The sequence below is a fragment of the Paenibacillus sp. GQ49 genome (assembly GCF_059759055.1).
Map to the genome: position 1 here is coordinate 40,305 of NZ_JCAXEL010000030.1, position 26,151 is coordinate 66,455.

Below are 26,151 nucleotides of genomic sequence, written 5' to 3' on the forward strand. Positions count from 1 at the left end.
TCTTGGCGGCATTCACCTATAGGCGGATGCCGCCATATGCTGAATGCAGAATACGACGACAGGAAGGATGTTCTGTACATGTATTACGAATATAACCCTTATCTAAGTTATGGAGAAGACCGTTCCTTTCAATTGCCTCCACTGTTCCCAGGAGGTGGCGGTGGCGGCACCCCAGGTGGTCCGACATTTCCGGGTATACCTGGCGGTCAAGGCTCCTATCCTCCATACATTCCAGGCGGAGGACCCGGTCCATATATCCCCGGAGGCATTCCAGGTACAATCCCGGGTACAGCACCGGGCGTACCTGCGCAACTGACTCAAGGCAATCTGCCCACCCTGCTTAGTGCCTATCCTCGTCCGGTAGGTCAGCCTCCGGCAGAAATGCTTTTTCTGTATAACCTGATCAAAAGCAGCCCGGGTCTGCTTCCGCTCTTCCTCCAGCAACAGCCGCAAAGCCTCACTCAAGCGGTGCAATTTGCACAGACTGGTACAGCGGCACCACGAGATAACGAAGAACGTGCGCTGCCCAACTTTTGCTATAACCGGTGGTCCCTTGTCTTCACATACAATGATGTCTACCTGATGTGGCCTGCGATTAATCTGTTTGGTTTTGTGGTGGGGTACTTTTATCCGTTCCTCACGCCAGGAATACTGTCCAATACACAGATTTTGTTTGCGCTCTGCTAAACCTGTCTTTACCTACAGCAAGAGCCCCGCTTGGAAGCATAATTCCTTCCAAATGAGGCTCTTTTTCGTCCTTTTATCCAGACGTACCTTTTCATTACTAAGACTCCATAAACGCAAGGTGTGCAGAATCAGTACATTTAACTCAACACTTGATCGTTCTGGCGCTTCCTGCCTCTACTGACCATTAGGAAATAAATCACCAATGCACCGAGATCAGCACACGCAATAACGATTCCCATTGGCACAGCTGTGCCTTCTCCCCCGAGACCTACGAGGGGAGCGACAATACCTCCGAACAGGAACGTCATCACACCAATAAGCGCAGACGCACTGCCTGCCGATTTCTCCTGATTGGCCATCGCCAAAGCGAAGGACGCGGTATTGACCAACCCAACACTGGATACCACCAAAAATAGCGGAATCAGTACAGAGATTAGATTACCTCCAGCCAGAATGGCGATGAGCAGTGAAGTTCCTCCGAGCGCCGCGGTTAACAGCCCCGCGATTAACAGCCGGGTTTCAGATACCTTACCTGCAAGTCTGCCGGCAACCTGACTAGCCAGAATAATGCCTAACCCGTTAATGGCGAAGCATACACTGAACATTTGCGGGGATACCCCGTATATTTTCTGAAGCACAAACGGCGAACCTGATATGTACGCAAACATGCCAGCAGCTACAAATCCTTGGGTTAACGCATAACCCATAAACTGACGATCCCCTGCGATTTGACGAAACGTAAGTAATGTCTGCTTTAATCCACCACTTGATCTGCGATTGGAAGGTAATGTCTCCCCGAGACCGAAAATGACAGACAACAGCGTCATTATTCCGATAATGCTGAGCAAAATAAATACGCCGCGCCACGATGTATACGTCAACAATTGTCCACCAATGATTGGTGCAGCAATTGGGGCTACACCGTTAATCAGCATTAACAGGGAGAAGAACCGTGTCAGTTCAGGGCCCGAATATACGTCTCTGACGATTGCGCGCGAGATGACAATCCCTGCCGCTCCAGCTACACCCTGAATGAACCGCAGCACAACAAAAGAGCCCATCGTCGGGCTGACCAGGCAAAGTATGGAGGCGATAGTGTAGAGCACAAGCCCTGCAATGAGCGGTGTTCGCCGACCACGCACATCACTTAGAGGTCCGGCAAGCAACTGTCCAACCGCAAGTCCAATCATACACGCCGTCAGACTGAGTTGAGCATACGAAGTAGATGAACCAAACTCATCAGCCAGCGTGGGCAATGCGGGTAAATACATATCCAGGGACAACGGCCCAAAGGCCGACAGTGTCCCCAGAATTAAAGCCATCCGTACACGAGATGTGGAGTTTGTGTTCAATGAAGCTGTTGTACTTTTCATCAAATACTACTCCCCGCTACCCAGCAGCTTGAGCAGATTGGACGGCAGTGTGAACTGTTGATTGTTAATAATAATACGGCGTAATTCTTCTTCATCCCGCTCGTTATCCGCGTCCTTGATCTCCTGAATTTCCCGGTGAAGTCGCTCCATCTGTTGATCCAGCGCATTTGCGGAATCTGCCGCACTCTTTAACTCTCTCGTCAAATGCTCGGGAACATCCTTATTGTATTTATAAAAAATCTTATGCTCCAGACTCGCCCAGAAATCCATCGCGATTGTACGGATCTGAATCTCCACACATGCTCGTTCCTCACCATTGGACATGTACACAGGCACTTCCACCAGAAGGTGAAGGCTTTGGTAACCATTTGGCTTTGGATTCTCGATGTAGTCTTTGACCTCCAGTACACGCAGATCACTCTGGTTGCACAGCATATCTTTAATGCGATAGATATCCGAGATAAAGGAACATGTAATCCGTACCCCGGCGATATCCTTGATATTTTGCTTGATGCTCTCAAACGTTAACTCATGATTTTTGCGGAACATCTTGTTCATAATGCTCTCAGGTGATTTCAGTCTGGACTTTGTATGCTCAATTGGACTGTAATCATGCAAAGACTGGAATTCTTCCTTCAGGACTTCAATCTTGGTCTCCATTTGATCCAGAGCAAATTTATAGATCATCATAAATCTGGTAATTTCATATTTGAATTTCTTGAATTGATCGATTGGATGTGGAGCGTTCATCATGGCTTTCTCCCTTTCTTTCTGCACACTAAAATTAGTTTTATGAATATGAGAACAAGCGGTCAATCCACATGTCTCCTGAACCATTATAAATCATATGGAGCCAATAAACGAATTTCTCACATTTGGGCTGGCGATTCAGCCTGGAAGGTATGGGAACTTATTTTACGTACATCCTATAGAAATATCCCTGTCATTTGGCCCGCAATTATTATAAAAGAGGTGGATTTTCCTGCTCTATCAAGTGACGTATTCATCCGATACACTTCGGGTTAAAGCTTATTTATACCTGCCACAAGGTTGCTCATTACCTGATATCACGACATATGAAACTTCTCATGCCGGCTCTGTCTCCTCTGCCTTTCCGGAATTCGCTTCCATACATACATCTCTACATCTGCAACCACTCGCCAGCCACTACCCTTCTGCCAGAATGCATGATATCGCACACACACAGGAACAATGGCCTGTGCTGATCTATTGTCGCGGTGGACTTGGCAGCTATGGCGGGGTAAATACCGTTTGGCTTGAGCAATTTGTACATAAAGGTTATATCATATTCGCCCCATCCTATCGTGGCAACGAAGGCGGTGAAGGTCGTGACGAGTATGGCGGGAAAGATGCCGAAGATGTGCATGCCGCTTATCGGTTGATGCAGCGTTTACCTTTTGTCGACCCAACTCGGATATCGTTAATGGGGTTCTCCCGTGGAGCCATTAATGCTGTACATACCGCAACTGCCTATAATGAGGGACCGGACAAAGTACATAAGTTAGTTCTTTGGAGCGGTGTCTCCGATGTGGAACGCACTTACCATGAGCGAACTGACCTGAGGCGCACATTGAAACGGGTGTTGGGTGGCTCCCCACGCGCAGTTCCGGAAGCTTATCTCGCCCGTTCTCCCTTGTCAAAAGCGAACAAATTATCTTGTCCCGTACTAATCATGCATGGTACATCAGATACACAGGTGAATTATAGTCACGGAACCCGAATGTATCACTGGCTTAAGCGGGGAGGTGCGGATGTCACATTTCACGCTTATGGCGGGCAGGATCATCATTTTCACGAGAAAATACATGAGTCAGCGGTTAACAATATGTTTGATTGGCTCGCTGCACCTTAAGTCTTGCGCGATGAATTTCATTTTGAAGATGCATGGGTTTTGGCTGTATACTGGAGGGGCTACGTTTTTTGAAAGGACGGATAGGATGAATCAAAGCACCCTCCAGAAATACGCCATGTTGCTTCTCTGTATGTCTGCCGGAATGGTGGACCTGATCGGATATCTGGGACTGGGGCATGTGCTCACAGCCAATATGACGGGGAATATTGTACTGCTCGGTATTGCCATCGCCCGTGCTCAGGAATTTATCGTGCTTCGGTCCCTCCTAGCCCTCATCGGCTTTATTGCTGGCAATGCCATTGCAGCACATATGGTTGGACCTGTGCAGACCAAAAATGGCTGGTCTTCTAAGGTCACAGCTGTATTTACTGTTGAAAGCATATTGCTCCTGCTGTTCGCGATCGCCATGATTAGTCCATTTTCAGAACAACTGTCCTATCTGTTAATTGTCATCCTAGCCGTTGCAATGGGGATGCAAACAACTGCGGCACGCCGCATTGGCATTGCTGGCATCTCAACAACCGTGCTCACCAATAATTTGGCCGCTGTGGTTGAGGATACCGTAAACATCCTCAAAAATCTGCGACATGCCAATATCCGATCGTTAACCAAAGCCTTGTCCACAGACTCCTACCTTCGTGCAGGTGCTGTTGTCATCTATTTGATCGGCGTCATTGCAGCCGCATTGTTATTCCACCGTGTGCCCATGATTGCAGTCTGGATTCCTGTCCTGATTATTGGCGGCGTAACCCTATACGCCCGATTCCATGCATGGGGAACTTCACAACAAAGCGAAAGTTAATAAAGTTAATAGTAGAAGAAGCAACCTGTCCAATTTTCAAGAGGCTGTTCAAAAGTCCGCTTTAGGATACTGAAAACTGGTCTTTTTGAACACGTACTTTAAATTGTTTTAAGTACAATCACGCTGTTTATTTCATCAAAGCAGCTTCTTGTCGGATAAGCTTGACCAGATGCTGTGCAGCAGGCGATAAAACCTCCCCGGCTCGTGTACATACGGCAACCGTATTTCTCAGCAGTACACCTCGAACAAACACACGTGCCAGCCTGCCTTGCTGTACATCTTCGTTCACAACCAAAGAAGATATAAAGTTGGCCCCATAACCTGCCTTCACCGCACTGATCGTTTCGTTCAGCCCGTTGAACTGAAGCGCAATGCGGGGAGCGGCCAGGTTATTTGTTGTGCATAGCGAAACGAGTCGCTCACGCGTGGCACTGCCTTCTTCACGCATGATGAACGGTTCTGCCACCATCTCATGCAGCTCGATTTCTTTTCCCGCATACGGATGGTCAGGGTGCACAACAAACCACATCTCATCGTCAAACAATTCATCCCATTGGACACCTTCATGTGTAATGCCACTTCCACCATACACTGCAATCTCTGCCTCATAACGAAGCAATTGGTCAAAAGCCATCCGGGTGTTGGTTGTGCTCACAACAATCTCCACATCCTCGTGCATTTGTTTAAACCGCGCAATCCAGCCCGGCAACAGAAAATTCGAAGGCAAGTAGGTTGCCGTAAGACGGATCAGTCCTTTCTTGCCCTCCCGAAAATCCTGCACAAAATTCTCGACATCCTGCTCCAGCATGAACAGACGTTCCGCATAACCTGTTAACTGTATCCCGGCATCCGTAAGCACCAGTCTTCTTCCCTCCGAAACAAAAAGCTGGATTCCCAATTCACGTTCAAACTTCTTCACCTGGGAAGATACCGCAGGCTGACTAATATTCAGTTCCTCTGCGGCACGAGTGACCCCGCCATATCTCACGATGGCATGAAATAATCGTAATCCATGCAGATTCATGTTTACACCTCTTCCACGTCAAATACATAACCTAAAGTTATATTAACATACATAATATATATTTTATTTATATATCAATTCCATCTATAGTTGAAATATGAAATCCAATACAAGAAACAAGGAAGGAACATGTGAACATGAAAAATATAAATACAACCGACCTACAGCATACCTGGACTCAAGTCGACGACTACATGAATGATCTGCTAATTCCCTCGGATGCCCTGCTGGAACAAACCCTGCAAAGCAATGCCGAAGCTGGACTCCCTGCTCATGACGTAACACCGAATCAAGGAAAGTTACTTCAGCTCCTGCTGCAAATCCAAGGAGCATCCCGTGTACTTGAAATTGGCACACTGGGTGGATACAGTACCATCTGGATGGCAAGAGCGCTGCCTGAACAGGGACGCATCGTCTCACTGGAATCGGAATCACACCATGCAGACTTGGCCCGAGCCAATCTCACACGAGCAGGACTGATGCACAAGGTTGACCTGAGAGTTGGTCCTGCCCTAACCACCCTTCCCGATGTACAGGAAGAATACAGGGAACCGTTTGATATGATCTTCATCGATGCTGACAAACCGAGTAATCCCGATTATCTGAGATGGGCCCTGCGACTGACTCGGCCGGGGAGTCTTATTATTGGTGATAATATCGTCAGGGACGGTGAAGTGATCCGCACAGACAGCACAGACCCCAGAGTTCAGGGCGTTCGATCATTCCTGCAGTTGATCGCGGATCACCCTCGACTTGAAGCTACAGCACTGCAAACGGTCGGTAGCAAAGGTTACGATGGATTCGTCATTGCTCGTGTGATTGATGCCCCTGAACCAAAATAAACAGTGGTCAATTCTTCCGCAAATTCCCCTTTCCTGTTAAACTGGAATCACTGCACAGGCAGACTGGGGGGAACCACTTGAGAGTTTTACAACATATAAATGATGAAATTCGCGGCTGGTCCCGCAATATTCAACTGTTTTTCCTGGCTAGCATTCTGTATCAGATCGGAAATGGCATGTTCTCTGTCTTGTACAATCTGTACATTCAGGGTCTGGGCTATAATGATACAATGAACGGCCAGATTGTAAGTATTCAATCACTCGCAACAGCCATTATGTTTGTTCCTATCGGTCTATGCGGTGATCTGTTCAGCCGCAAGCGATTACTCATTACCGGGGCGTTATTCAGCGGAATCTTTCTGATTGGACGCTCCTTCGATTATTCGGCTACAGGACTGATCTGGTTCGCGGTATTCTCTGGCCTTTTCGCTGGGGTGTTCCAAGTACTGGCCATTCCTTATCTGGCGGAAAACGTCAAGAAAAGCCAGCGGCTGAAGATGTTCAGTTATTATTCATCCCTTGTGCTCGCTTCCCAGGTGCTTGGTAGCCTGGGCGGCGGTGTATTCGCAGATTTGTTACATACGGCAGGACTCGCCAAAGTGACCGGATTGCAGACGGTTTTATTTGTTGGTGGTGCAGCAACACTGGCTGCATTTATTCCACTGTTATTTGTAACCGAAGGTAAGGCTGCTCCGCAGACCACGATTCCGGCGCGACCCGTTCTTCAACCCAATACGGATCTAAAAGAAAGTTCAACAAATACCCCAAGCACGGACGATTCGATCACGAAGAAAAAAGATTCCCGACTGATTGGTCAGTTTATAGTGACTCAGTTGTTAATTGGATTAGGTTCCGGACTGGTTGTACCGTATCTGAATCTGTATTTCACCAATCGATTCTCGGTTTCTCTGAGCGGCATGAGCTTACTAATTGCACTTGGTCAGATTATGACGATTGTATCCATGCTGATTGGTCCTACCTTGGCGGCAAAGGTCGGAAGCGTAAGAGCCGTTGTCATTTTCCAGGTCATGTCGCTGCCCTTCCTTCTATTAACAGGTTTCACCAATCTGTTGTTCATCGCTTCACTCAGTTTCTTGTTCAGACAAGCATTGATGAACGCAGCCAATCCCATTCATTCAGCCATACTGGTGGATCGGATCTCGGACAAACGCCGCGGGATTGCCAATTCATTGATGCAGACCTCGTTCATGATTGGTTGGGCGACCATGGGGCCTGTCCAATCCTATCTGGTCACCACGTACGGAACGTATTGGGGTTATGCGATCACTTTCAGCATCACAGGCTGTCTATACGTTATTTCATCACTGATGTACTTTGTCATGTTCAGAGAACCCAAACCTTCCGCTACGGCTCTCGCAGGATCTTAACCGGTAGGCTAAACGGATGGATCAGATGAGTATCATGGCACATGAAGTGAATGCCGATCTTTCCGTTGTATCCGGGTATCAATTGTTTCGAATCCTGTTTATTTTCTTCATCGTCTCTTCCGTACTGAAGATGATTCTTGTACATATGTTGAAAGAAAAGAAAGCTAAACCCTATCTTCAATGATCATATTTTGTCTGATCCCATGCCAAAGAGAGTATCCATTTGATGTCACATCCTGCGGATACTCTCTTTTATTTGTACAGACTTAACTTCAGCATTTGGCTTCATTCAATTTTAAGCATAATGACTACTTATGAATAAATTCGGTTGTACATCCAGCCTACAATGCCCACCGTAACCACTGTTGCCCCAATAATAAATGCATAATAGCCAATCTTGCTTTTGGACTCCGAAGTCTGATGGTCATAATAATCCGAGTTACGTCGGTAAAACCCCATCCATAACTCTCCGATCATATTCACAACAACCAATACAAAACGTTTAACAAGCCCCATTGTATTCGCGTCTCCTCTCTCTGATCGAGCTTCTTCCCTATTAAGTATAATTATCCCAATTCATTAAAACAACCTACTCATATTACCTTTGGTGCAGTTTCTTGCTCCAACCAGGTTAGAATATCAAATGCTTCCTGATCGGTGTTACCACACATCTCTTCCTCAGCTTGCAATCCACTGCATACCGCAGGACGATCTTTTTGGCCAAAAATTCCGCAGCGATTATCATCCGTAAGCTGCACACAACGTACACCTGCCGGCTTGCCATGAGCCATGCCCGGTATCGGTGATGATATGGAGATCGCGATACAACATGCGGCACAGCCTGTCCTGCATTCCATACATATTCCCTCCTAATTTTAATACTTATATTACTTACAATACGTGTTCAAAAAGACCGGTTTTCAGTACCAAGAAGATGGGATGAATTCCATATTCGATGCTGATGATGCCATTAGGCATCCTTCGTAATCAAAAGCGGACTTTTTGAACTACCTTTTATATTATGAACGATTTATCCAGGTCCAGGTTCGAGCGAGCCCCTGAGCAATTCTCCGATTCATACTTCGATTGGAAAAATACCCCCCATGACTTAGCGGATTCCAACTCATAGCCACGCCGCCAGAGTTCACTTCAATATCTTCATTCACCGCTTTCTCATAAGCAGGATCAATGGGGCGTAACGGATAACCCAGAATATCATCCCGATCGTAGAAGTTCACCCATTCCCCTTCCAGCCCGGCATAATACTGATTCACATGGGAAGAGGGCACCTGAATTGGGCAACTAAAGTCATGGTAACGCAAACTCCATAAGGGCAGGGTTGTACCAAAGGAGTAAAAATTGGTCAGCGTATCCCCCCGCTCCAGAGCCGAGTTCACATCCACAACCTCAGGCACACGACTGGAGGGATATTGCAGATCGTAGAAGAAGTTACTGGCGATTACGGCACCCAAACTATGGGCAACCACACAGAGCGGAGCTTCCGGTCCATTACGCTGTGCAAGGGTATGCATCGCCTGATTCAACGTTCGATGTACGGCATCGTAGTTATGGCCTTGATTTTCCACCGGTTGATAAGCAACCGCATCAGCCAGGTAATGGATGACAAATCGGCGCAACGCCTGAAAGTTCAATCCCGGAGAGCTCACGAGCTGTTGAAAGAGTGCCTCTTCCCGCTCCTCAAATACATCCGCCCAATATACAGGTTCGATATCCAGCATCTGTTTGGAGGCTCCAGGCAAGACCATCACCTTGTCCAATTCCTTATGCAAACAAGCAATCAGCTTGTCCGCGTACCCATCCTTCCGCATACCCAGCCCATGAATGACCATCACCGCAATACGTGTCATGGCTCTCCTCCTCATCGATTGACTAGGAACTCTTTCTCCACCATATGAACGCCACGACTCGAACATGCCTGAAGCTTGCTTTGTCAGAAGAACCTTTCCAACCACCATTATTTTAAAAATGTGATTCTTCCATTTTATATACAGTTTACCATGATCGTCATGAAAATAACGATCATACAGCAAAAAGGAGCTGCATATCACGCAGCCCCTTCTTGTTGTTGTATTCAATTAACCTTTCAGATGAACCTTCAACACACCATTTTGATTAGATGTAACATCACCTGTCGTGACTTCCACCCGTTCAACCATATCTTGACCATCTGGAATGATAATCGGTGTAATCAGCGGGTATCCCGCATCTTCAATTACCTTACGATCAAACTCCAACAGCTTTTGTCCAGCCTTTACATGCTCGCCAGCTTCGACATGCATGTTGAAGCCTTCACCCTTGAGGGATACTGTATTAATCCCGACATGAATCAGAACTTGTAATCCACTCGCGTGTTCAAGAATCACCGCATGTTTACTTTTGATCACATGAGCCACCTGAGCATCAAACGGAGCCACAACAACGTTGCCGGAAGGTTCAATCGCTACACCTTCACCCATCTGTTTCTCGGCAAAAGCCGGATCAGGTACTTGCTCCAGTGACACGGCCTGGCCTGTTAAAGGCGCCATGATTTCCAGTGTATTCACGGCTTCGTCTCCTACTTGAGCTGCACTACGTGTGCGCTGGTTTGGATCTGTTTTTGCAGTTGAAGAGGTAACACCCGAAGCAGACTGCGATGTAGCCGCTTTAGGCTCATTAACGGTTTCATTGCTTGCACTACGATCTTCTTTTCTCAGTTTGGCTCTGCCAAAAAGGACGGTCAGTACAAATGGTACAACCAGGACAATCGCCATGCCGATGAAGAAGACACCCCATTTGTCAGGGAAAATCGACAGGAATCCCGGTACACCACCTACACCGATGGAGGTTGCCTGAACATTATTCATCGTCAGCAACACACCACCAATCGCGGAACCGATCATACCAAAGATAAACGGATAACGGTAACGGATGTTAACACCAAAGATCGCCGGCTCAGTTACCCCGAGGAAGGCCGACACCGAGGACGTTGCCGCAAGTCCTCTCATTTTCTTCTCACGCAGGACAAGCATCATCGCAAGTGCAGCCGAACCTTGTGCGATGTTGGACAATGCCAGCATCGGCCACAGGAACGTACCACCCTGACTACCAATCAGCTGAACATCGACCGCGAGGAACGTGTGATGCATACCGGTGATAACAAGCAAAGCGTACAGACCACCGTAGATCAGACCACCCAGCGCCGCGTATGAATCGTATACATAGATCAAGCCAGATGTAATTGCATTTGCAATAGCAAATGTAACCGGTCCAATAATCGTAAATGCCAGGAATCCGGTAATCAGCAACGTAACTGGTGCAACGACCAGCAGTTTAATCGAATCATGTACCCTTTTATTCAGGAAAATTTCCATCTTCGCAAGCAGATAGGCCGATACCAGTACTGGCAGAACCTGCCCTTGATAACCGATCTTCTCAATCTCCCAACCGAACAGATTCCATGTTGGCACCGTGCCATTATTCACAGCATCAGCGTAACCGTATGCACTCAGCAGATCGGGATGTACCAGAATGAGACCCAGCACGATCCCGAGCAGCGGACTGCCGCCGAACCTTTTTACAGCTGCCCAACCAATTAGAGCCGGCAGGAACGTGAAGGCTGTACTTGCAATCGTATTAATAATGGACGCAAGATCCTTCCAGGCTGGATAAACATCCACCAGTGATTTTCCATCAAAGAAAATGCCTGGACCTGTCAGAATATTGTTAATCCCGAGCAAAAGACCTGCCGTAATGATTGCAGGCAAGATCGGAATGAAAATATCCGAGAGTGTTTTGATCGCTCGCTGGATTGGATTTTGCTTTTTACCAGCAACCGCCTTCACATCATCCTTGGAAGAACGATCTCCCCCGGTAATCTGAATCATCTCATCATAGACTTTATCTACCAGACCAGGCCCAATAACGACCTGGAATTGTCCTTGGGAAGAGAATTGTCCTTTAACCAGATCATTCTGATCCAGACTTTCAGTATCCACTTTACTCTCATCGTACAAGGCAAACCGGAGTCGTGTAACACAGTGTGTAGCAGCTTCAATATTCTCTTTGCCACCGACTGCCCGGACGATCTCCTCAACCTGTTTTTTATCGATTGCCATAGTGTCACTTCCTATTTATAAAATGTGATTAGTCCTGTTGTGGCACAAGCCACATATAGGATGCATACGGACTGAGAGAGATTTCCTGCGTCAGCGCAGGGTCTGCCTCCGTATTTCCTATGAGTAACTCTGCTGATTTGCCTGCAATGTGATCATTCCAGACTGCTTCCGGAAGCGAGAACGTGACGTCTCGTTTACTGAAGTTGGATACAACAATCAGGGATTCACTTCCATTGGTCCGTGCGTAGGCGAATACATCCGGGTGTGCATCGTCCAATCGTTCATACAGACCGTCGATCAGCACGTTAACCTGTTTACGCAGGGCAATCAATTTGCGGTAGTGATAGTAGATCGAATCTGGATCAGCCAACTGCTGTTCCACGTGAATGGAAGGATACCGCTCATCCACCTTCAGCCAAGGTGTTCCCGTAGTGAAGCCTGCATTCTGACTTCCATTCCACTGCATCGGTGTGCGGGAGTTGTCCCGGGAACGCTCTTTTACAATGTTGAAAGCTTCTTCAGCGGATTTACCTCTTTCTTCCTGAAGCAAGCGGTACATGTTCGTTGATTCGATATCGCGGAACTCACTAACGTCATTCCAGACTGGATTCGGCATGCCGATCTCTTCTCCCTGGTAGACATAAGGTGTACCTTGCATGCCGTGTATCGTTGTTGCAAGCATCTTCGCACTCTCGGCACGATAATCACCATCATCGGCGAATCGGGATAGTGCCCGCGGCTGATCATGGTTATTAAGGAACAGCGCGTTCCAACCTCCACCGGCCTGCATGCCAGTTTGCCACTCACTGAAGAGCTGCTTCATCGGTTCGAAATCATACGGCATCAGTTCCCACTTCTGACCATTCGGATAATCCACTTTCAGGTGATGGAAGTTAAACGTCATCGAAAACTCCCGGGAAGTCGGGTTCGAATATTGAATACAATGTTCCAGTGTTGTGGAAGACATTTCCCCTACAGTCACCATGTTGTAAGGCCCGAATACTTCTTCATACATCTCGGTAATGTACTCATGCACACGTGGTCCATCCGTGTAGTATTTGCGTCCATCACCCGGTGAAACGCTACCATCATCATCAGGGAAACGCTGGTCTTTGGAGATCAGGTTAATCACGTCCATACGGAAACCATCCACACCTTTTTCCGCCCAGAACTTGATCATATCCCGTACAGCTTTGCGTACTTCTTCATTCTCCCAATTCAGATCTGCCTGCGTTTTATCAAATAAAGTCAGGAAATATTGTCCCGTCTGTTCATCATACTGCCACGCGGGCCCACCGAACTTGGATTGCCAGTTGTTTGGCACACCGCCATCCGGGGCAGGATCTTTCCAAATATAATAATCCCGATACGGATTATCCTTGGAAGAACGGGATTGCTGGAACCACTCATGATCGGTCGAGGAGTGATTCACCACGATATCAATCATCAGTTTCATATCACGAGCCTTCAGACCTTTCAGCAGTTCGTCAAAATCCTCCATCGTCCCATAATCCGGATTAATCCGGTAATAGTCCGCTACGTCATATCCATTATCATGCTGCGGGGATACATATACCGGCTGCAACCACACAATATCGATACCCAGATGCTGCAAATAATCAAGCTTCTCGGTTAATCCACGAATATCTCCAGTACCCGATCCGGTTGTATCATTAAAACTCTTCGGATATACCTGATACACCGTTGATGTCTTCCACCAAGATGACGGAGTTGTGTTATTAGAACTCATGTTAACGCCTCCAATAAATTGTAATGCTCTTATGTGATGTTCTCGGCTAACTTCATATCTATATTACATAAGTAAACATGTATATACAAGTTGAAACTATAATATGTATATTCTTCGCCTCTTCTACACATTCCCCATAAATCTTTCCTCTGTAACATTTATTTTGGAACCTGCGTTCGTAAACTCCATGATATCTGTATTGGGACAACAAGAAACCGTCTGTTCTTCCCACGATCGGAGTGGGCAACAGACGGTCTCTTTGGTTGAACTTGGTTGAACTTTTTAAATGTATTCTAATATTTTTACTGTTGTAATGGATTGTTATTATAGGGTTGCTGTCACTTGACTTCATCATCACAGCGGAGACACGCCTCTTACGACATCTCCGGTGAAACTACGGCTTTCCCTTGTTTATCCTGCATATTCAACTTCAATAGAGATAGTGCAGCTTGCTCTTCTCTTTCCAGTTCAGCAGCACTGATCTCACCAGAGAGTACGGCACGCATTCGCTTTTGATCCAGCAGACCTTCCCATTTTGCCACCACAAATGCTGCGACACAGTTGCCCATCAAGTTGGTGAATACACGCATTGTATCCATGAAACGATCTGCACCAAGCAGCAGAGCAACCGCTGCTACCGGAAAAGCATTGACAGCCACTGCCGTTGCGGACAGGGCCAAGAATGCGGAGCCAGGTACTCCTGCCATGCCTTTGGAACTTAACATCAACACCAGCAAAATCGTAATTTGCTGCATCAATGTCAGTTCAATCCCTACGGCCTGAGCAACAAAAACTGTAGCCAAGGATAAATAGATCGAAGCGCCATCCAGATTAAACGAGTACCCCGTCGGCACCACAAGACCCACAACCGCACGATCACAACCCGCCTTGGTTAGTTTGTCCATCATGCGTGGCATCACCACTTCTGATGATCCGGTTCCAATCGCCAGCATCACTTCAGAACGGGTATATTTCACAAATTGCAGGAAATTCAGCCCGGTGATCCACCAGGCAGCCAATGCCAGCATGACCAGAAACAGCAGCGCTGCCCCGTAGCAGGCCAGAATCAGCAGACCAAAGGACGTTAATGTGGATGCCCCATAGGCACCTACCGTGTAAGCCATGGCTCCAAATGCACCAATTGGCGCGAGTTTCATGATATAACCGATGATACGGAACACAATGCCGAGCAAGTTCTCAATCAGCGTCAGTACATTCTCTTTTGCCTTACTCTCGGTTGCTGCCAGGGCAACCCCGAACAGGCAGGCCACGAGCAGTACTTGCAGAAGTGCATTTTGTGCAAAGGCATCCACAACACTTGTCGGAATAATATTCATGATAAAGTCTACCGTATGCGGTAACTCGGAACCATTGGTTTTTGCTTCAATTCCGCTTGCGTCTATGGTTGAAGGGTCCACGTTCATTCCAGCACCTGGGCGAAGCAGATTGGCTGTTCCCAATCCAAGTACCAGCGCCACTGTAGTTGCAATCTCGAACCACACGATGGCTTTCAGTCCGATGCGACCTACCGACTTCAGATCACCGATTTTGGCAATGCCTGTTACAATCACCATGAAAATCAGTGGTGCGATGATCATCTTGATCAATTTGATGAAACCTGTTCCGAGCGGTTGCAGCAAGCTACCCAGATCCGGCCACAGGATGCCTACGCCAATCCCGATGATTACCGCTACAATAATTTGAAAAAATAATGATTTCATAAATGACATGAACGCTCCCCCTGTTTGCGGTCAATTCGGATTTCCGTTTGGTTTCCGTGTAACTTTTTATATCATTCTAAATGGGAGTTCAACAATGGAATTTCAATATTTTTGTCATTTGTACCAACTCTATCGGTAAAAGTTGAACCTGAAACCGAAAAAAGACGAATATCACGTCAGTTATCTTGACATGATATTCGTCTTTATCCATCAATCCATTTATTATTGAACAGCGGTTAAATGTGCATCACAGGGTAATAGATTCTCCGGGGGCGAGCACACGGCCTTCCAACCCTTTTGCAGCCAGTTGTTGCACGAAGTGTTCCGCATCCTGACGAATTACCGGGAACGTATCATAATGAACCGGAATCGTCAGTTTGGCATTAAACCATTCGGCCGCTTGCAGCGCATCCTCAGGTCCCATGGTGAAATGTCCACCAATCGGCAAGAAAGCTACATCAATATCATGACGATCACCGATCATTTTCATATCCCCAAAGAGACTTGTGTCTCCGGCATGCAAAATCGTTTTACCACCAATATTAATGATATATCCAGCAGGCAAACCTGCATACATGATCCGTTGTTCTTCTTCGAGCACAATCCCGGAAGTATGGAACGCCTGAATCATTTTGGCTTGAGCAAAATCAAGATCTACCGTTCCGCCCATGTTCATGCCGAGTGTATCCAGACCTTTCCAGGACATATATGTAGCCAATTCCACAATAGCCACAACTTTGGCGTTATTCGCTTTGGCAATAGGCTCAGCATCGAGGATGTGATCCATATGTGCATGTGTCAGCAACACAACATCGGTCTTAATATCTTCAGGCTTCGTGACGGCAAGCTCGTTGCCACGCAGGAAGGGATCAATGATCAGAGACTTTTCTTCTGTGCCCAGCTGTACACTGGAGTGACCGTGGAAAGTAATATTCAACAACTTGGATTCCTCCCGACATATGTTTTGATTATTTTGAAACCACTATTTATTATAAATCATAGCTCTTCACCAACGCAAAATTACGCTAGCCTTCGTGTCACCGCTGCTTACGATATACCCTTGCTTCATACGGCTGAAGCTGAATCGCGCCTTCATCGGTAGAATAACGTCTGCTGACATTGCTGATGATCAGCTTGGCATGCTCGGAATCCCAGCCTTCCGGCCAGTGCATCTCGGGTTCATGCCCTCGGAAATTCAGAATGACCAGCATCTGCTCATCATCCAGCGTTCGGGTATAGGCATAGATATCCGGATCATCCGGTAGCAGCAGTTCATACGCACCATAGATAAGTACTTTATGTTGTTTGCGAAGGGCAATCAACTTACGGTAATAATGCAAAATGGATTGCGGATCACTTTCGGCATCAGCCACATTAATCTCAGGATAATTATCATTCACCTGAATCCACGGCTGCCCCTGGGTAAACCCTGCGTGTTCCGTCTCATCCCATTGCATCGGCGTGCGGGCATTATCGCGACTCTTCAGCCAGATCGCCTGCATGACTTCATGCTTCGACTTACCTTGACCAATGTAATGATTGTAATAATTTTTGGTCTCGATGTCCCGGTATTGTTCGATATCAGGGAAAGCGACATTGGTCATGCCGATCTCTTCTCCTTGATAGATGTAGGGGGTCCCTTCGAGTGTAAGCATCCATGTCGCCAGCATCTGAGCAGAACGCACCCGATATTTACCGTCATCACCAAAACGCGAAACCGGGCGTGGCTGATCATGGTTGCCCATATAATTGGCGTTCCAGCCTCTACCATGCAAAACTGTTTGCCACCGGCTCATGATTTCTTTGAGATCGGTCAATTTCCATTCCTTATAATTCCATTTACCAATTCCGGAGGATTTGGCATCGATAAACATATGCTCAAACTGGAATACCATATTAAGCTCATCACGATCCGTCCCGACATAAGCCAAGGCCTGCTCAGGCCCAAGTCCCGAAGTCTCGCCAACTGTCATGGGTCCGTAAGGTTTCAGGATCATGTTATTCAGCTTCTTCAAGATCGAGTGTACCTGTTCCAAGTTGGAAAAGAGCTGATACGCTGGAACTACCGGCAGATTATCCGGATTGTGAGCACTTGGCAGACCCTCTGCCTTGGCGATATGCGCTACTGCATCGAAACGAAATCCGTCGACCCCTTTTTCCAGCCACCAATGCACCATCTCATACATCTCTTCTGCCATCTGTGCATTGTTCCAGTTGAGATCGGGTTGTTGTTCTGAATACAGATGCAGATAATATTCATTTGTCTCGGGATCATGCTTCCACACCGAACCCCCAAAATAGGACTCCCAATTATTCGGCACCTGCCCATTTTTGCCTGAACGCCAAATATAATAATCCCGCTTCGGATTCATCTTTGACGAACGCGATTCAGCAAACCAAGCATGTTCATCTGACGTATGATTCAGCACCAGGTCCATCATGATCTTAAGACCACGCTTGTGTGCCTCTGCCAATAATCGATCAAAATCCTCCATCGTGCCATACTTGAGTAAAATGCCGTAATAATCCCGGATATCATATCCGTTATCATGTCCTGGTGAATCGTAAATGGGACAGAGCCAGATCACATCTACGCCCAAATTCTCCAAATAATCGAGCTTCTCATAGATCCCCTGCAAATCGCCATATCCATCCCCGTCCGAATCTTTAAAGCTGCTCGGGTAAATCTGGTATACCACACTCTCTTTCCACCAAACGATATCGCCCACCTCGCTCTCATCATTGTCTACTATATAAATTGAACTAAAGAATATTTACACTGGACACTCCGATGACAGAACAACCTTCTGATCGCTGTTATCCCCAGATTTTATGAATTCCCCTTATAAGGGGAAAATCCGCGGATAAAGGCGAACGCTTCGCTTCCTCAGGTTATTTCTGTCCTCTCCGTTTCGTGTAAATGTTTAGTTCAATTTATATATATAATCTCTGCTCACTGTATTAAGCCGTTAATATGTTTTATCCGAAATGATTCCCTTGTAAACATTTGAAAGGTATCTTATGCAAAAAGACCCGGCCATGGACCGCGATCTGCGGTTCAATTCCGAGTCCTTTTTTGTGAACATAAGATTAACTTAAATCCGGCGTACCCTATCCAGGCACCGATCGTGTTCAGAATAATGTCATCCACATCAAACGAACCTACACGTGTAATCAATTGTGTGACCTCAACACCCAGCAGAAGCAAAACAACTGTAGATGTAAATGTCAGGAACGAACGACACCTCCGAAACAACCATGGAATCCAGATACCAGCGGAATGAACAATACGATATTGCCAAACAGGTTTTTGACCCAGGTATCAGTATTGTACCTCTCCCTCTCCATAAGAAGTGGACGAATCGTCTCGAAGGGTACGAGATTATATTGATAATACATGCTAGGTGTTCGTCCACTGACAAACAGTAAAATGCCCATAATCAGTATGTAAAGGACTGCCATGCAAGCAACAATGGTCAGCATCCACTTGGAGTGAAGCCATGACTTTTCGCTCATTCATCCGTCCTCCGACCTTGAATTCCGCGAAGCGGTAAGGTCTATTTTAACGGGATATAGATCTTCATGTCCAGTTGTTCAGGGGTCGATTTCCAGACATCCGTCACTTCAAAGTCTGGTCCTTCCCTCCGTTCATAGTTAGACTGCGGCAACCAGCTGCCATAGATCATTTTCCGAATATCCTGCCCGGAGCCTTCCACGGTGAACTCCGCATACAAGCCGCCCGGAATTTCAATCGAAGTAAAACCGGGTTCAAGTACCTGCGATGCTCCACTGCTTTCTTCACCCACAATAAAAGAAAATGCTCCATCCTCTTCAAAATGACAGGCCACACCATAAGCCATATCAGGGCGTGTCCTCTCCGGAATCGCCATGAATTTCTGTTCCATGCCAAAATCGTGATAAAATCCGGGTATTTCAGCATAATGCTGATTGTCATTCAGGTTGGTCTTATATTCATAGCCGACAATCCAGTTCGGTTCCCGTGTGACCAGACGGGGTGTGTTCATGTGGAAAGTTCCATCAAGCCGAGTTCGATAATCGTTAAAATCAATGCTCTGTTGCATCTTCAGAAGAGACAACTGATCCACTTCCAGCTTACGCAACTTCGCCGGTGTCATTCCAAAGTAGGCTGAAAATGCACGGGTAAAAGCCTCTTGAGATTGATAGCCAAAGCTCATCGCAATGTCCAATATGCCTTCCGATGTGCCCCGCAACATCCCTGCAGCCTCCGTTAATCTGCGTCTGCGCACGTATTCCAGTACTGTGAATCCCGTGATGGCCTGGAATAAACGTTGAAAATGAAACGCCGAAAAGCTCGCAGCAGCGGACGTCTCTCTGATATTAAAATCATCTTGCAAATGCTGCTCCAAATATTCAATAGCATGCTGAATTCGTGTGTAATGATCCATAGTGACGGCTCCCCTATCTAATTCAAAATATCAAACGATTTCTTATGTAGTATGACTGAGATCCAGATCATTTTTTTGATTCTGTGTGCGAACTTGTATGATGAAAAACACGCGAGTTTCGCTTATCTTCAAGTTGATTGACACTATGATACACTGTATGCCAAAATCCCCTTGTTCTACAAGGAGATGCTCTCTACGCCGGTTGATTTACCAACAGAGATGTCTCTTGCGAACAAGGGGACTTGTTTGTTTAACAATCTATTCTTAACCTTTCCAGTTCCCGGACACGGGATGAATACCCCAGATATCTGTCGCATACTCACTAATGGTACGATCACTGGAGAATATGCCGGAATGTGCCGTGTTTAATATTGCTTTCCGAGTCCAGCCCGGAATATCGCGATACGCCTGGTCAATGGCAGCATGCGCGTCTGCATAAGCAGCAAAATCACGCAATACAAAGTATTCATCACCATGGGCCAGCAAGGAGTCATAAATATCCCAGAACTCCCCGTCACGATAACAGAATGCGCCTGGATGCACTAATTGCTCCACGACCTCGCGAATCCGTTCATCGTGCTGCACAATCTCATTCGGACGATAGCTGCCCGAACGATAATATTCAAGCACTTCATCTGCACGCAGACCATAAATGAACATATTATCTTCTCCGACCTGCTCCGCCATCTCCACGTTGGCTCCATCCATCGTACCAATCGTTAAAGCCCCGTTCATCATAAATTTCATGTTGCCCGTACCGGAAGCTTCCTTGCCTGCGGTTGAGATCTGCTCACTAACATCCGCAGCGGGAATGATCTTCTCTGCAAGAGAGACGGAATAGTTTTCGAGGAAAAATACTTTCAAGCGGTCATTCACGGCCGCATCCCGATTCACTGTGTCAGCCACGGTGTTAATCAGCTTGATAATTTTCTTGGCAAAATAATAACTCGGCGCTGCCTTGGCACCAAAGATGAACGTACGTGGCACCATATCAAACGAAGCATCATTCTTAAGCCGGTTATACAGATGCATAACATGCAGAATGTTCAACAGTTGACGTTTGTACCCGTGTAGTCTCTTCACCTGTACATCAAAGACGGAATCCGGATTCACTGCTGTCCCGGTATGATCCAGAATATACGTAGCAAGACGCTCTTTGTTATCCCGCTTAATTGAACGGAACTGCTCTTGGAATGATGCATTATCCGCAAAGCCAGCCAACTGGTCCAGCTTGCCCGGCTCTGTTATCCATTCGTTACCGATTGTATCCGTAATCAGATCAGACAGTTTCGGATTGGCATGCATCAACCAGCGGCGATGGGTGATACCATTCGTTTTGTTATTGAAACGCTCTCGATACAGTTCATAGAACGGAGCCATCTCGCGCTCTTTCAAAATTTCGGTGTGCAGAGCAGCAACACCATTCACGCTATGACTGCCTACAATCGCCAAATGCGCCATCCGTACCTGATCGTTTGCAACAATCGCCAAATGCCCTATGCGATCCTGATCTCCCGGATACCGGTCCAGCAGCATGCCACAGAAACGTTTGTTGATCTCTTCAATGATCATGTAGATTCGTGGCAGCAGCCTGCTGATCATGGATACAGGCCACTTCTCAAGCGCCTCACTAAGCGTTGTATGATTGGTATACGATACAGTACGGGTTGTGATATCCCATGCTTCATCCCAGCCATAACCCTTCACATCAATCAGGATGCGCATCAGCTCTGGAATAACCAAGGTTGGATGTGTGTCATTAATGTGGAAGGCCACTTTATCAGGCAAACGATCATACGGCAGCTCCAGCTTGTTGAACGTACGCAAGGCGCTCTGCACACCTGCCGAGCACATGAAATATTGCTGCTTCAATCGCAGCAGCTTTCCTTCGTACTGGGAATCATCCGGATACAGGAATTCCGAGATTGATTCAACCGATCGGCTATAATCCAGATAGCCGTAGTAATTCGAAGGGGTGTCGAGTGAAGTCTCGCGCTTTGGCTCGGCACTCCAGAGACGCAATGTATTCACATGAGTTTGACCATAACCGATGACAGGCACGTCATAGGGAATGGCGACAACCGATTCGGCATCTTTTGTAACAAACTGATATTCTCCATCCTGTTCGTGCGCTTCTACCCGGCCCCAGAACTGGACCTCCACCTTTTTGTCTGGACGGCGGACTTCCCATTCATTGCCCTTATCCAGCCAATTGTCGGGTAACTCGACCTGATTACCATTGATGATTTTTTGCTCAAACAACCCGTATTTATATCGAATCCCGCAACCATGTCCTGCATATCGGAGTGATGCGAGTGAATCCAGGAAACAGGCAGCAAGTCGTCCCAGACCTCCGTTACCGAGTCCTGCATCCGCCTCCTGTTCTTCCACCTCTTCCAAGGAGAAACCCAGATCAGCCAGACTGTCGCGGACCAATTCCAATTCATTTACATTCAGCAGATTGTTGCCGAGCAAACGTCCAATCAGGAATTCCAGCGAGAAGTAATAGACCTGTTTATCCTGGCGCTGCTTAAACCCCTGATTCGACGCTGCCCAATCCTGGCCTGCATATTCACGAATCATGCTTCCCAGTACATGGTACACGTCTTCCTGTGTTGCTTCTTCAATCGGTTTGCCCAATTTGCTGACCAGATTCCGTGTAAAGATACTCTTGAACGTTTCCTTGTTGTCAAACAAAAGTAGGTTCCTCCCGGGGAAATCCTGCAGGACAGTGGCGGTTCATACACTCAGTTGCTCAGCACTCTGCAAAGTGGCCGTTACGGTTACGAATCGTTCTTATGATCGCTGTTGTCTCCAAATTTTCTTGATTAACCTATATAAATTGAACTAGAGGATATTTACACTGGACACTTCGATGACAGAACAACCTTCCGATCGCTGTTATCCCCAGATTTTTTTAATTCCTTTTAAAATGGGAAAATCCGGGGATAAAGGCGAGCGCTGCGCTTCTTCAGGTTATTTCTGTCCTCTCCGTTTTGTGTAAATGTTTAAGTTGAATTTATATAATCAAGGGTAAAATTTGAAGACAGCATATGCTTTCGAAGCAGCTTTCTTGCAGAAAGCTTTTAGGCGAGCACTACGCTTCAGAATCGATTTCGTCCCCTCCACTACGTTTGCATGCTGGTGAGAACTTTCGAAGATGCAATTCATGCGTCGAAAGTGTATGAACCTTAAATCCATCCTACAGGATTTTTATTTTATATATATTTATAGAAGATATCGGTTACGTGTGGGCATTAGATAATAGTACTTTTCGCTAAAATGTATGGATTCGACGGGTCGCCGATCAGCGTCTGTCCTCCGGTCAGCTTCACGTCTTTATCGAGAATGACGTTCTCAAGTACCGTCCCCTCACCAATGTAACATTTCTGCATGATGATGGAACCTTTTATTTTGGCACCCTTGGCCACCTGTACCCCACGGAACAGAATGCTGTCCTCCACCTCTCCACCAACAATGCAGCCATTCGCGAGAAGTGAATGTTTAACATCGGCGGTATCCAGGTATTTGGCAGGCGCTTCGTATTTAATTTTGGTCTGGATCGGATCTTCCTTGAAAAGTTGTTCATATTGCCCTGTGTTCAGCAGATCCATACTGTTGCGATAATAACTGTCAATGGAATTGATGACTGCGTGATAGCCATCATATGCATACGCAGCGATATTCAATCCATCCGGATTTTTTTGAATCACATCCCGGAAGAAATGGCTCTCGCCATGATCAATGCAGCGCTGCACTTGGCGCAGGAACAATTCCTTTTCCATAATGAAAATTTCTGTATATATATTCGGGTGATTAGCGCTTTGGTGAATGTCCACCACGTTACCGTCCCCGTCATGATCAACCTTGACACAGGCGTCATGCTCAGGCAGCAGCTGATCTACTTTTTTGCAGACCAGTGTAACGTCCGCTCCTTTACTGATGTGATACCTGTAGACATCCTGGAGGTCTGCTTTGGTCACATGGCGACTGCCCGCATGCACTACATATTGCCCTGCACCTCTGCGGAAGAAGTCCAGATTGTTATGGAAATGCTGCAAGTCCCCTTGTGATGTATCTGTTGGATCGTTCCAGTCCGGCGGTAAAATAAACATGCCCCCATGCTTACGATCCAAATCCCAAGGCTTGCCGTCACCCAGATGGTCCATCAGCGAGCGATACTTACGACGGACAAACACCCCTATACTCTCAATTCCGGCATTCATCATATTAGATAGAACAAAATCGATCAGACGGTAACGCCCGGCATAAGGCACCGCGGCTCCGCAGCGAAAGTACGTCAATTCCTTCAATTCCTCAAGTTCATGGTCAAGGTTAATAACTCCGATCAATGATTTCATCGCATGCACCGTCCTTTTGGCTTCATTAGGCCTTGCTGGTTATTCCTTGGCGAAGCTGACGCTCCAGTTCTTCCTGATCGACGAGTAATATATCACTCTCATCTCCCGGTGCGGGCGAAATCTGTGTTCCATCCGGAATAACCAATCCTTCTGCAATGATTGCTCGGTGAATACGCACATTTTGCCCGATCTTCACCCTTGGCATGATGACAGAATCGATAACGGCGCTGTTCTCCCCAACCTCAATTCCGTAGAATAGAACAGAATGATTGACCTCTCCATGCACCACACTGCCTTCACTAATAATACAATTCCGCACTTTGGCCGAAGGCGAGATGTATTGTGCAGGTTGGTTTGGATTACGTGTGAAAATACGCCAGTCCGGGTCATTCAGGTTAAACGGGGTATCTTCGTCCAACAAATCCATATTCGACTCCCACAGACTGCGAATGGTACCTACATCTTTCCAATACCCTTCGAACGGATATGCGTATAAGGATTTTTCATTTTCAAGCAATAACGGAATGATATCTTTACCAAAATCATAGGAGGTGGATGCCTGTTGTTCATCCTGGATCAGGAAACGTTTCAGTACATCCCACTTGAAGAGATAGATACCCATGGAAGCCAGTGTGCTCTTGGGCTCAGGAGGTTTTTCTTCAAATTCATAGATGCTATAGTCATCGTTGGTGTTCAGCACCCCGAATCGGCTGGCTTCTTCCAATGAGACATCAATGACCGATATGGTGCAATCCGCATCTTTTTCTTTGTGATACTGGAGCATTTTTTCGTAGTCCATCTTATAGATATGATCCCCTGACAGAATGAGCACATGCTCAGGATCGAATTGTTCAATAAAGTTTAGGTTGCGGAAGATCGCATCCGCTGTACCCCGGTACCAGTTGCTACCGTCTTCACGTTCATGCGGAGGAAGTACATATACCCCGCCGTTTTTCCGATCCAGATCCCAGTCACTGCCAATGCCAATATAGGAATGTAAGACAAGTGGTTCATATTGAGTCAATACACCCACTGTATCAATACCAGAATTAGAGCAGTTACTCAGCGGAAAATCAATGATTCGGTACGTGCCGCCAAAATATACTGCCGGCTTAGCCAGTGATTTGGTCAATCCTTTTAACCTCTTACCTTGCCCTCCGGCAAGTAGCATCGCTACAACTTCTTTTTTCGCCATCATTACAGCCTCCTCCACGTGCATTCGTTCTGATTCATTTCAGAGCCCATAATCGATATTCTGTTGTGTGGACACTGTTGTCTTGATTAGGAGCATGCTGTACAGATGTGTAACTGGATGAATCTTATTGCAGTTGAACTTCTTGGATTGTAAAGCCTGAAATAGAAATGATGCTGGTGTAGAATTGCTTGACTGTCTTACAGAGGTGAATGTTAGATGCAGAACTTAAGGTGTAGCTCGTGAACAATGAAATAGTCTACTCCTATTTAACATTAAACACGAAACGGACTGGGGAATCTTACTGGATAACATCGACATCAAGTTCCGGGTGAGATTACCCTTTCTCGTGCCGCTGTTATTCATATTATATTCGATAAAAGGGAATCAAACTCCTTTTGGAAAATTCATGGTAAAACTGTGACACTACTAGACCCATAAACCTATAAAATCAAAAATACAGGTCTTACGAATCAGAAAATGGCAATAAATTTGTAAATTTTTAGAGGAATATATAGAAATGTGTCGAATAGATAGATGTAGTATAGAAGTTATGATCAGAATTGCCAAAGCAATCTATCAGAAAATTACATACT

Annotated in this window: 23 protein-coding genes; 6 read left to right on the forward strand and 17 right to left on the reverse strand. The window is 46.5% G+C overall.

The window, feature by feature from the left end; genetic code table 11:
• Positions 1-36: 36 nt before the first annotated feature.
• Entirely contained in the window at positions 37-687 is a 651-nt protein-coding gene (locus AC6CIF_RS30185) for a hypothetical protein (protein ID WP_498202584.1), read from the forward strand.
• A gap of 137 nt (positions 688-824) precedes the next feature.
• Here AC6CIF_RS30185 and AC6CIF_RS30190 read toward each other — a convergent pair whose 3' ends face one another.
• Together AC6CIF_RS30190 and AC6CIF_RS30195 are read right to left on the reverse strand one after the other, a co-directional pair.
• Entirely contained in the window at positions 825-2,060 is a 1,236-nt protein-coding gene (locus AC6CIF_RS30190) for a multidrug effflux MFS transporter (protein WP_498202585.1), read from the reverse strand.
• Positions 2,061-2,066: 6 nt separating this feature from the next.
• Positions 2,067-2,810, reverse strand: a complete 744-nt coding sequence (locus AC6CIF_RS30195) for a GTP pyrophosphokinase (RefSeq protein ID WP_036608962.1) — start codon at positions 2,808-2,810, stop codon at positions 2,067-2,069.
• Positions 2,811-3,243: 433 nt separating this feature from the next.
• On the opposite strand from AC6CIF_RS30195, the gene AC6CIF_RS30200 reads away from it, so the two are divergent.
• Together AC6CIF_RS30200 and AC6CIF_RS30205 are read left to right on the forward strand one after the other, a co-directional pair.
• Positions 3,244-3,933: an alpha/beta hydrolase family protein gene (locus AC6CIF_RS30200; RefSeq protein ID WP_498202602.1), complete on the forward strand. Its 690-nt coding sequence runs from the start codon at positions 3,244-3,246 to the stop codon at positions 3,931-3,933.
• A gap of 85 nt (positions 3,934-4,018) precedes the next feature.
• Complete coding sequence (locus AC6CIF_RS30205; RefSeq protein WP_498202586.1) at positions 4,019-4,735, forward strand: YoaK family protein; 717 nt, start codon at positions 4,019-4,021, stop codon at positions 4,733-4,735.
• 127 nt (positions 4,736-4,862) lie between these two features.
• Here the strand turns inward: AC6CIF_RS30205 and AC6CIF_RS30210 are convergent, their stop codons facing one another.
• Positions 4,863-5,759 carry a LysR family transcriptional regulator gene (locus tag AC6CIF_RS30210; protein WP_498202587.1) on the reverse strand — a complete coding sequence of 299 codons (897 nt, stop codon included), beginning with the start codon at positions 5,757-5,759 and terminating at the stop codon, positions 4,863-4,865.
• Positions 5,760-5,896: 137 nt separating this feature from the next.
• Here AC6CIF_RS30210 and AC6CIF_RS30215 point away from each other — a divergent pair, with 137 nt between their 5' ends.
• The 3 genes from AC6CIF_RS30215 to AC6CIF_RS30225 all read left to right on the forward strand — a co-directional run bounded on the left by AC6CIF_RS30215 (position 5,897) and on the right by AC6CIF_RS30225 (position 8,173).
• Positions 5,897-6,601: an O-methyltransferase gene (locus AC6CIF_RS30215; RefSeq protein WP_076217042.1), complete on the forward strand. Its 705-nt coding sequence runs from the start codon at positions 5,897-5,899 to the stop codon at positions 6,599-6,601.
• 77 nt (positions 6,602-6,678) lie between these two features.
• Positions 6,679-7,989, forward strand: a complete 1,311-nt coding sequence (locus AC6CIF_RS30220) for an MFS transporter (protein WP_498202588.1) — start codon at positions 6,679-6,681, stop codon at positions 7,987-7,989.
• A gap of 25 nt (positions 7,990-8,014) precedes the next feature.
• Positions 8,015-8,173, forward strand: a complete 159-nt coding sequence (locus AC6CIF_RS30225) for a hypothetical protein (RefSeq protein ID WP_498202589.1) — start codon at positions 8,015-8,017, stop codon at positions 8,171-8,173.
• Positions 8,174-8,301: 128 nt separating this feature from the next.
• On the opposite strand, the gene AC6CIF_RS30230 is transcribed toward AC6CIF_RS30225, so the two are convergent.
• The 14 genes from AC6CIF_RS30230 to AC6CIF_RS30295 all read right to left on the reverse strand — a co-directional run bounded on the left by AC6CIF_RS30230 (position 8,302) and on the right by AC6CIF_RS30295 (position 25,558).
• Entirely contained in the window at positions 8,302-8,505 is a 204-nt protein-coding gene (locus AC6CIF_RS30230) for a hypothetical protein (RefSeq protein WP_017688872.1), read from the reverse strand.
• 77 nt (positions 8,506-8,582) lie between these two features.
• Positions 8,583-8,846 (reverse strand): zinc/iron-chelating domain-containing protein, encoded by a 264-nt coding sequence (locus tag AC6CIF_RS30235; RefSeq protein WP_047842665.1) that lies wholly within the window; start codon positions 8,844-8,846, stop codon positions 8,583-8,585.
• A 162-nt stretch (positions 8,847-9,008) separates the two neighbouring features.
• Entirely contained in the window at positions 9,009-9,857 is an 849-nt protein-coding gene (locus tag AC6CIF_RS30240) for a chemotaxis protein (protein WP_498202590.1), read from the reverse strand.
• 228 nt (positions 9,858-10,085) lie between these two features.
• Positions 10,086-12,104, reverse strand: a complete 2,019-nt coding sequence (gene treP, locus AC6CIF_RS30245; protein ID WP_498202591.1) for a PTS system trehalose-specific EIIBC component — start codon at positions 12,102-12,104, stop codon at positions 10,086-10,088.
• Positions 12,105-12,132: 28 nt separating this feature from the next.
• A complete protein-coding gene (gene treC, locus AC6CIF_RS30250) occupies positions 12,133-13,854 on the reverse strand; it encodes an alpha,alpha-phosphotrehalase (protein ID WP_498202592.1) in 1,722 nt (573 codons plus the stop codon).
• Positions 13,855-14,228: 374 nt separating this feature from the next.
• Positions 14,229-15,584, reverse strand: a complete 1,356-nt coding sequence (dctA, locus tag AC6CIF_RS30255) for a C4-dicarboxylate transporter DctA (protein WP_498202593.1) — start codon at positions 15,582-15,584, stop codon at positions 14,229-14,231.
• 238 nt (positions 15,585-15,822) lie between these two features.
• A complete protein-coding gene (locus AC6CIF_RS30260; protein ID WP_017688878.1) occupies positions 15,823-16,515 on the reverse strand; it encodes a metal-dependent hydrolase in 693 nt (230 codons plus the stop codon).
• A 97-nt stretch (positions 16,516-16,612) separates the two neighbouring features.
• On the reverse strand, positions 16,613-18,304 hold the full coding sequence (locus AC6CIF_RS30265; RefSeq protein WP_498202594.1) for a glycoside hydrolase family 13 protein: 1,692 nt from the start codon (positions 18,302-18,304) through the stop codon (positions 16,613-16,615).
• A gap of 329 nt (positions 18,305-18,633) precedes the next feature.
• Entirely contained in the window at positions 18,634-18,831 is a 198-nt protein-coding gene (locus AC6CIF_RS30270; protein ID WP_498202595.1) for a VanZ family protein, read from the reverse strand.
• Positions 18,804-19,091: a VanZ family protein gene (locus AC6CIF_RS30275; protein WP_498202596.1), complete on the reverse strand. Its 288-nt coding sequence runs from the start codon at positions 19,089-19,091 to the stop codon at positions 18,804-18,806. Before AC6CIF_RS30275 ends, AC6CIF_RS30270 begins: the two co-directional genes overlap by 28 nt.
• 41 nt (positions 19,092-19,132) lie before the next feature.
• Positions 19,133-20,002: a GyrI-like domain-containing protein gene (locus AC6CIF_RS30280; RefSeq protein ID WP_498202597.1), complete on the reverse strand. Its 870-nt coding sequence runs from the start codon at positions 20,000-20,002 to the stop codon at positions 19,133-19,135.
• A 264-nt stretch (positions 20,003-20,266) separates the two neighbouring features.
• Positions 20,267-22,699 (reverse strand): glycogen/starch/alpha-glucan phosphorylase, encoded by a 2,433-nt coding sequence (locus tag AC6CIF_RS30285; RefSeq protein WP_498202598.1) that lies wholly within the window; start codon positions 22,697-22,699, stop codon positions 20,267-20,269.
• A 560-nt stretch (positions 22,700-23,259) separates the two neighbouring features.
• A complete protein-coding gene (gene glgD, locus AC6CIF_RS30290; RefSeq protein WP_498202599.1) occupies positions 23,260-24,363 on the reverse strand; it encodes a glucose-1-phosphate adenylyltransferase subunit GlgD in 1,104 nt (367 codons plus the stop codon).
• Between the two features lie 25 nt (positions 24,364-24,388).
• Entirely contained in the window at positions 24,389-25,558 is a 1,170-nt protein-coding gene (locus AC6CIF_RS30295; RefSeq protein WP_076217121.1) for a glucose-1-phosphate adenylyltransferase, read from the reverse strand.
• Positions 25,559-26,151: the final 593 nt, after the last annotated feature.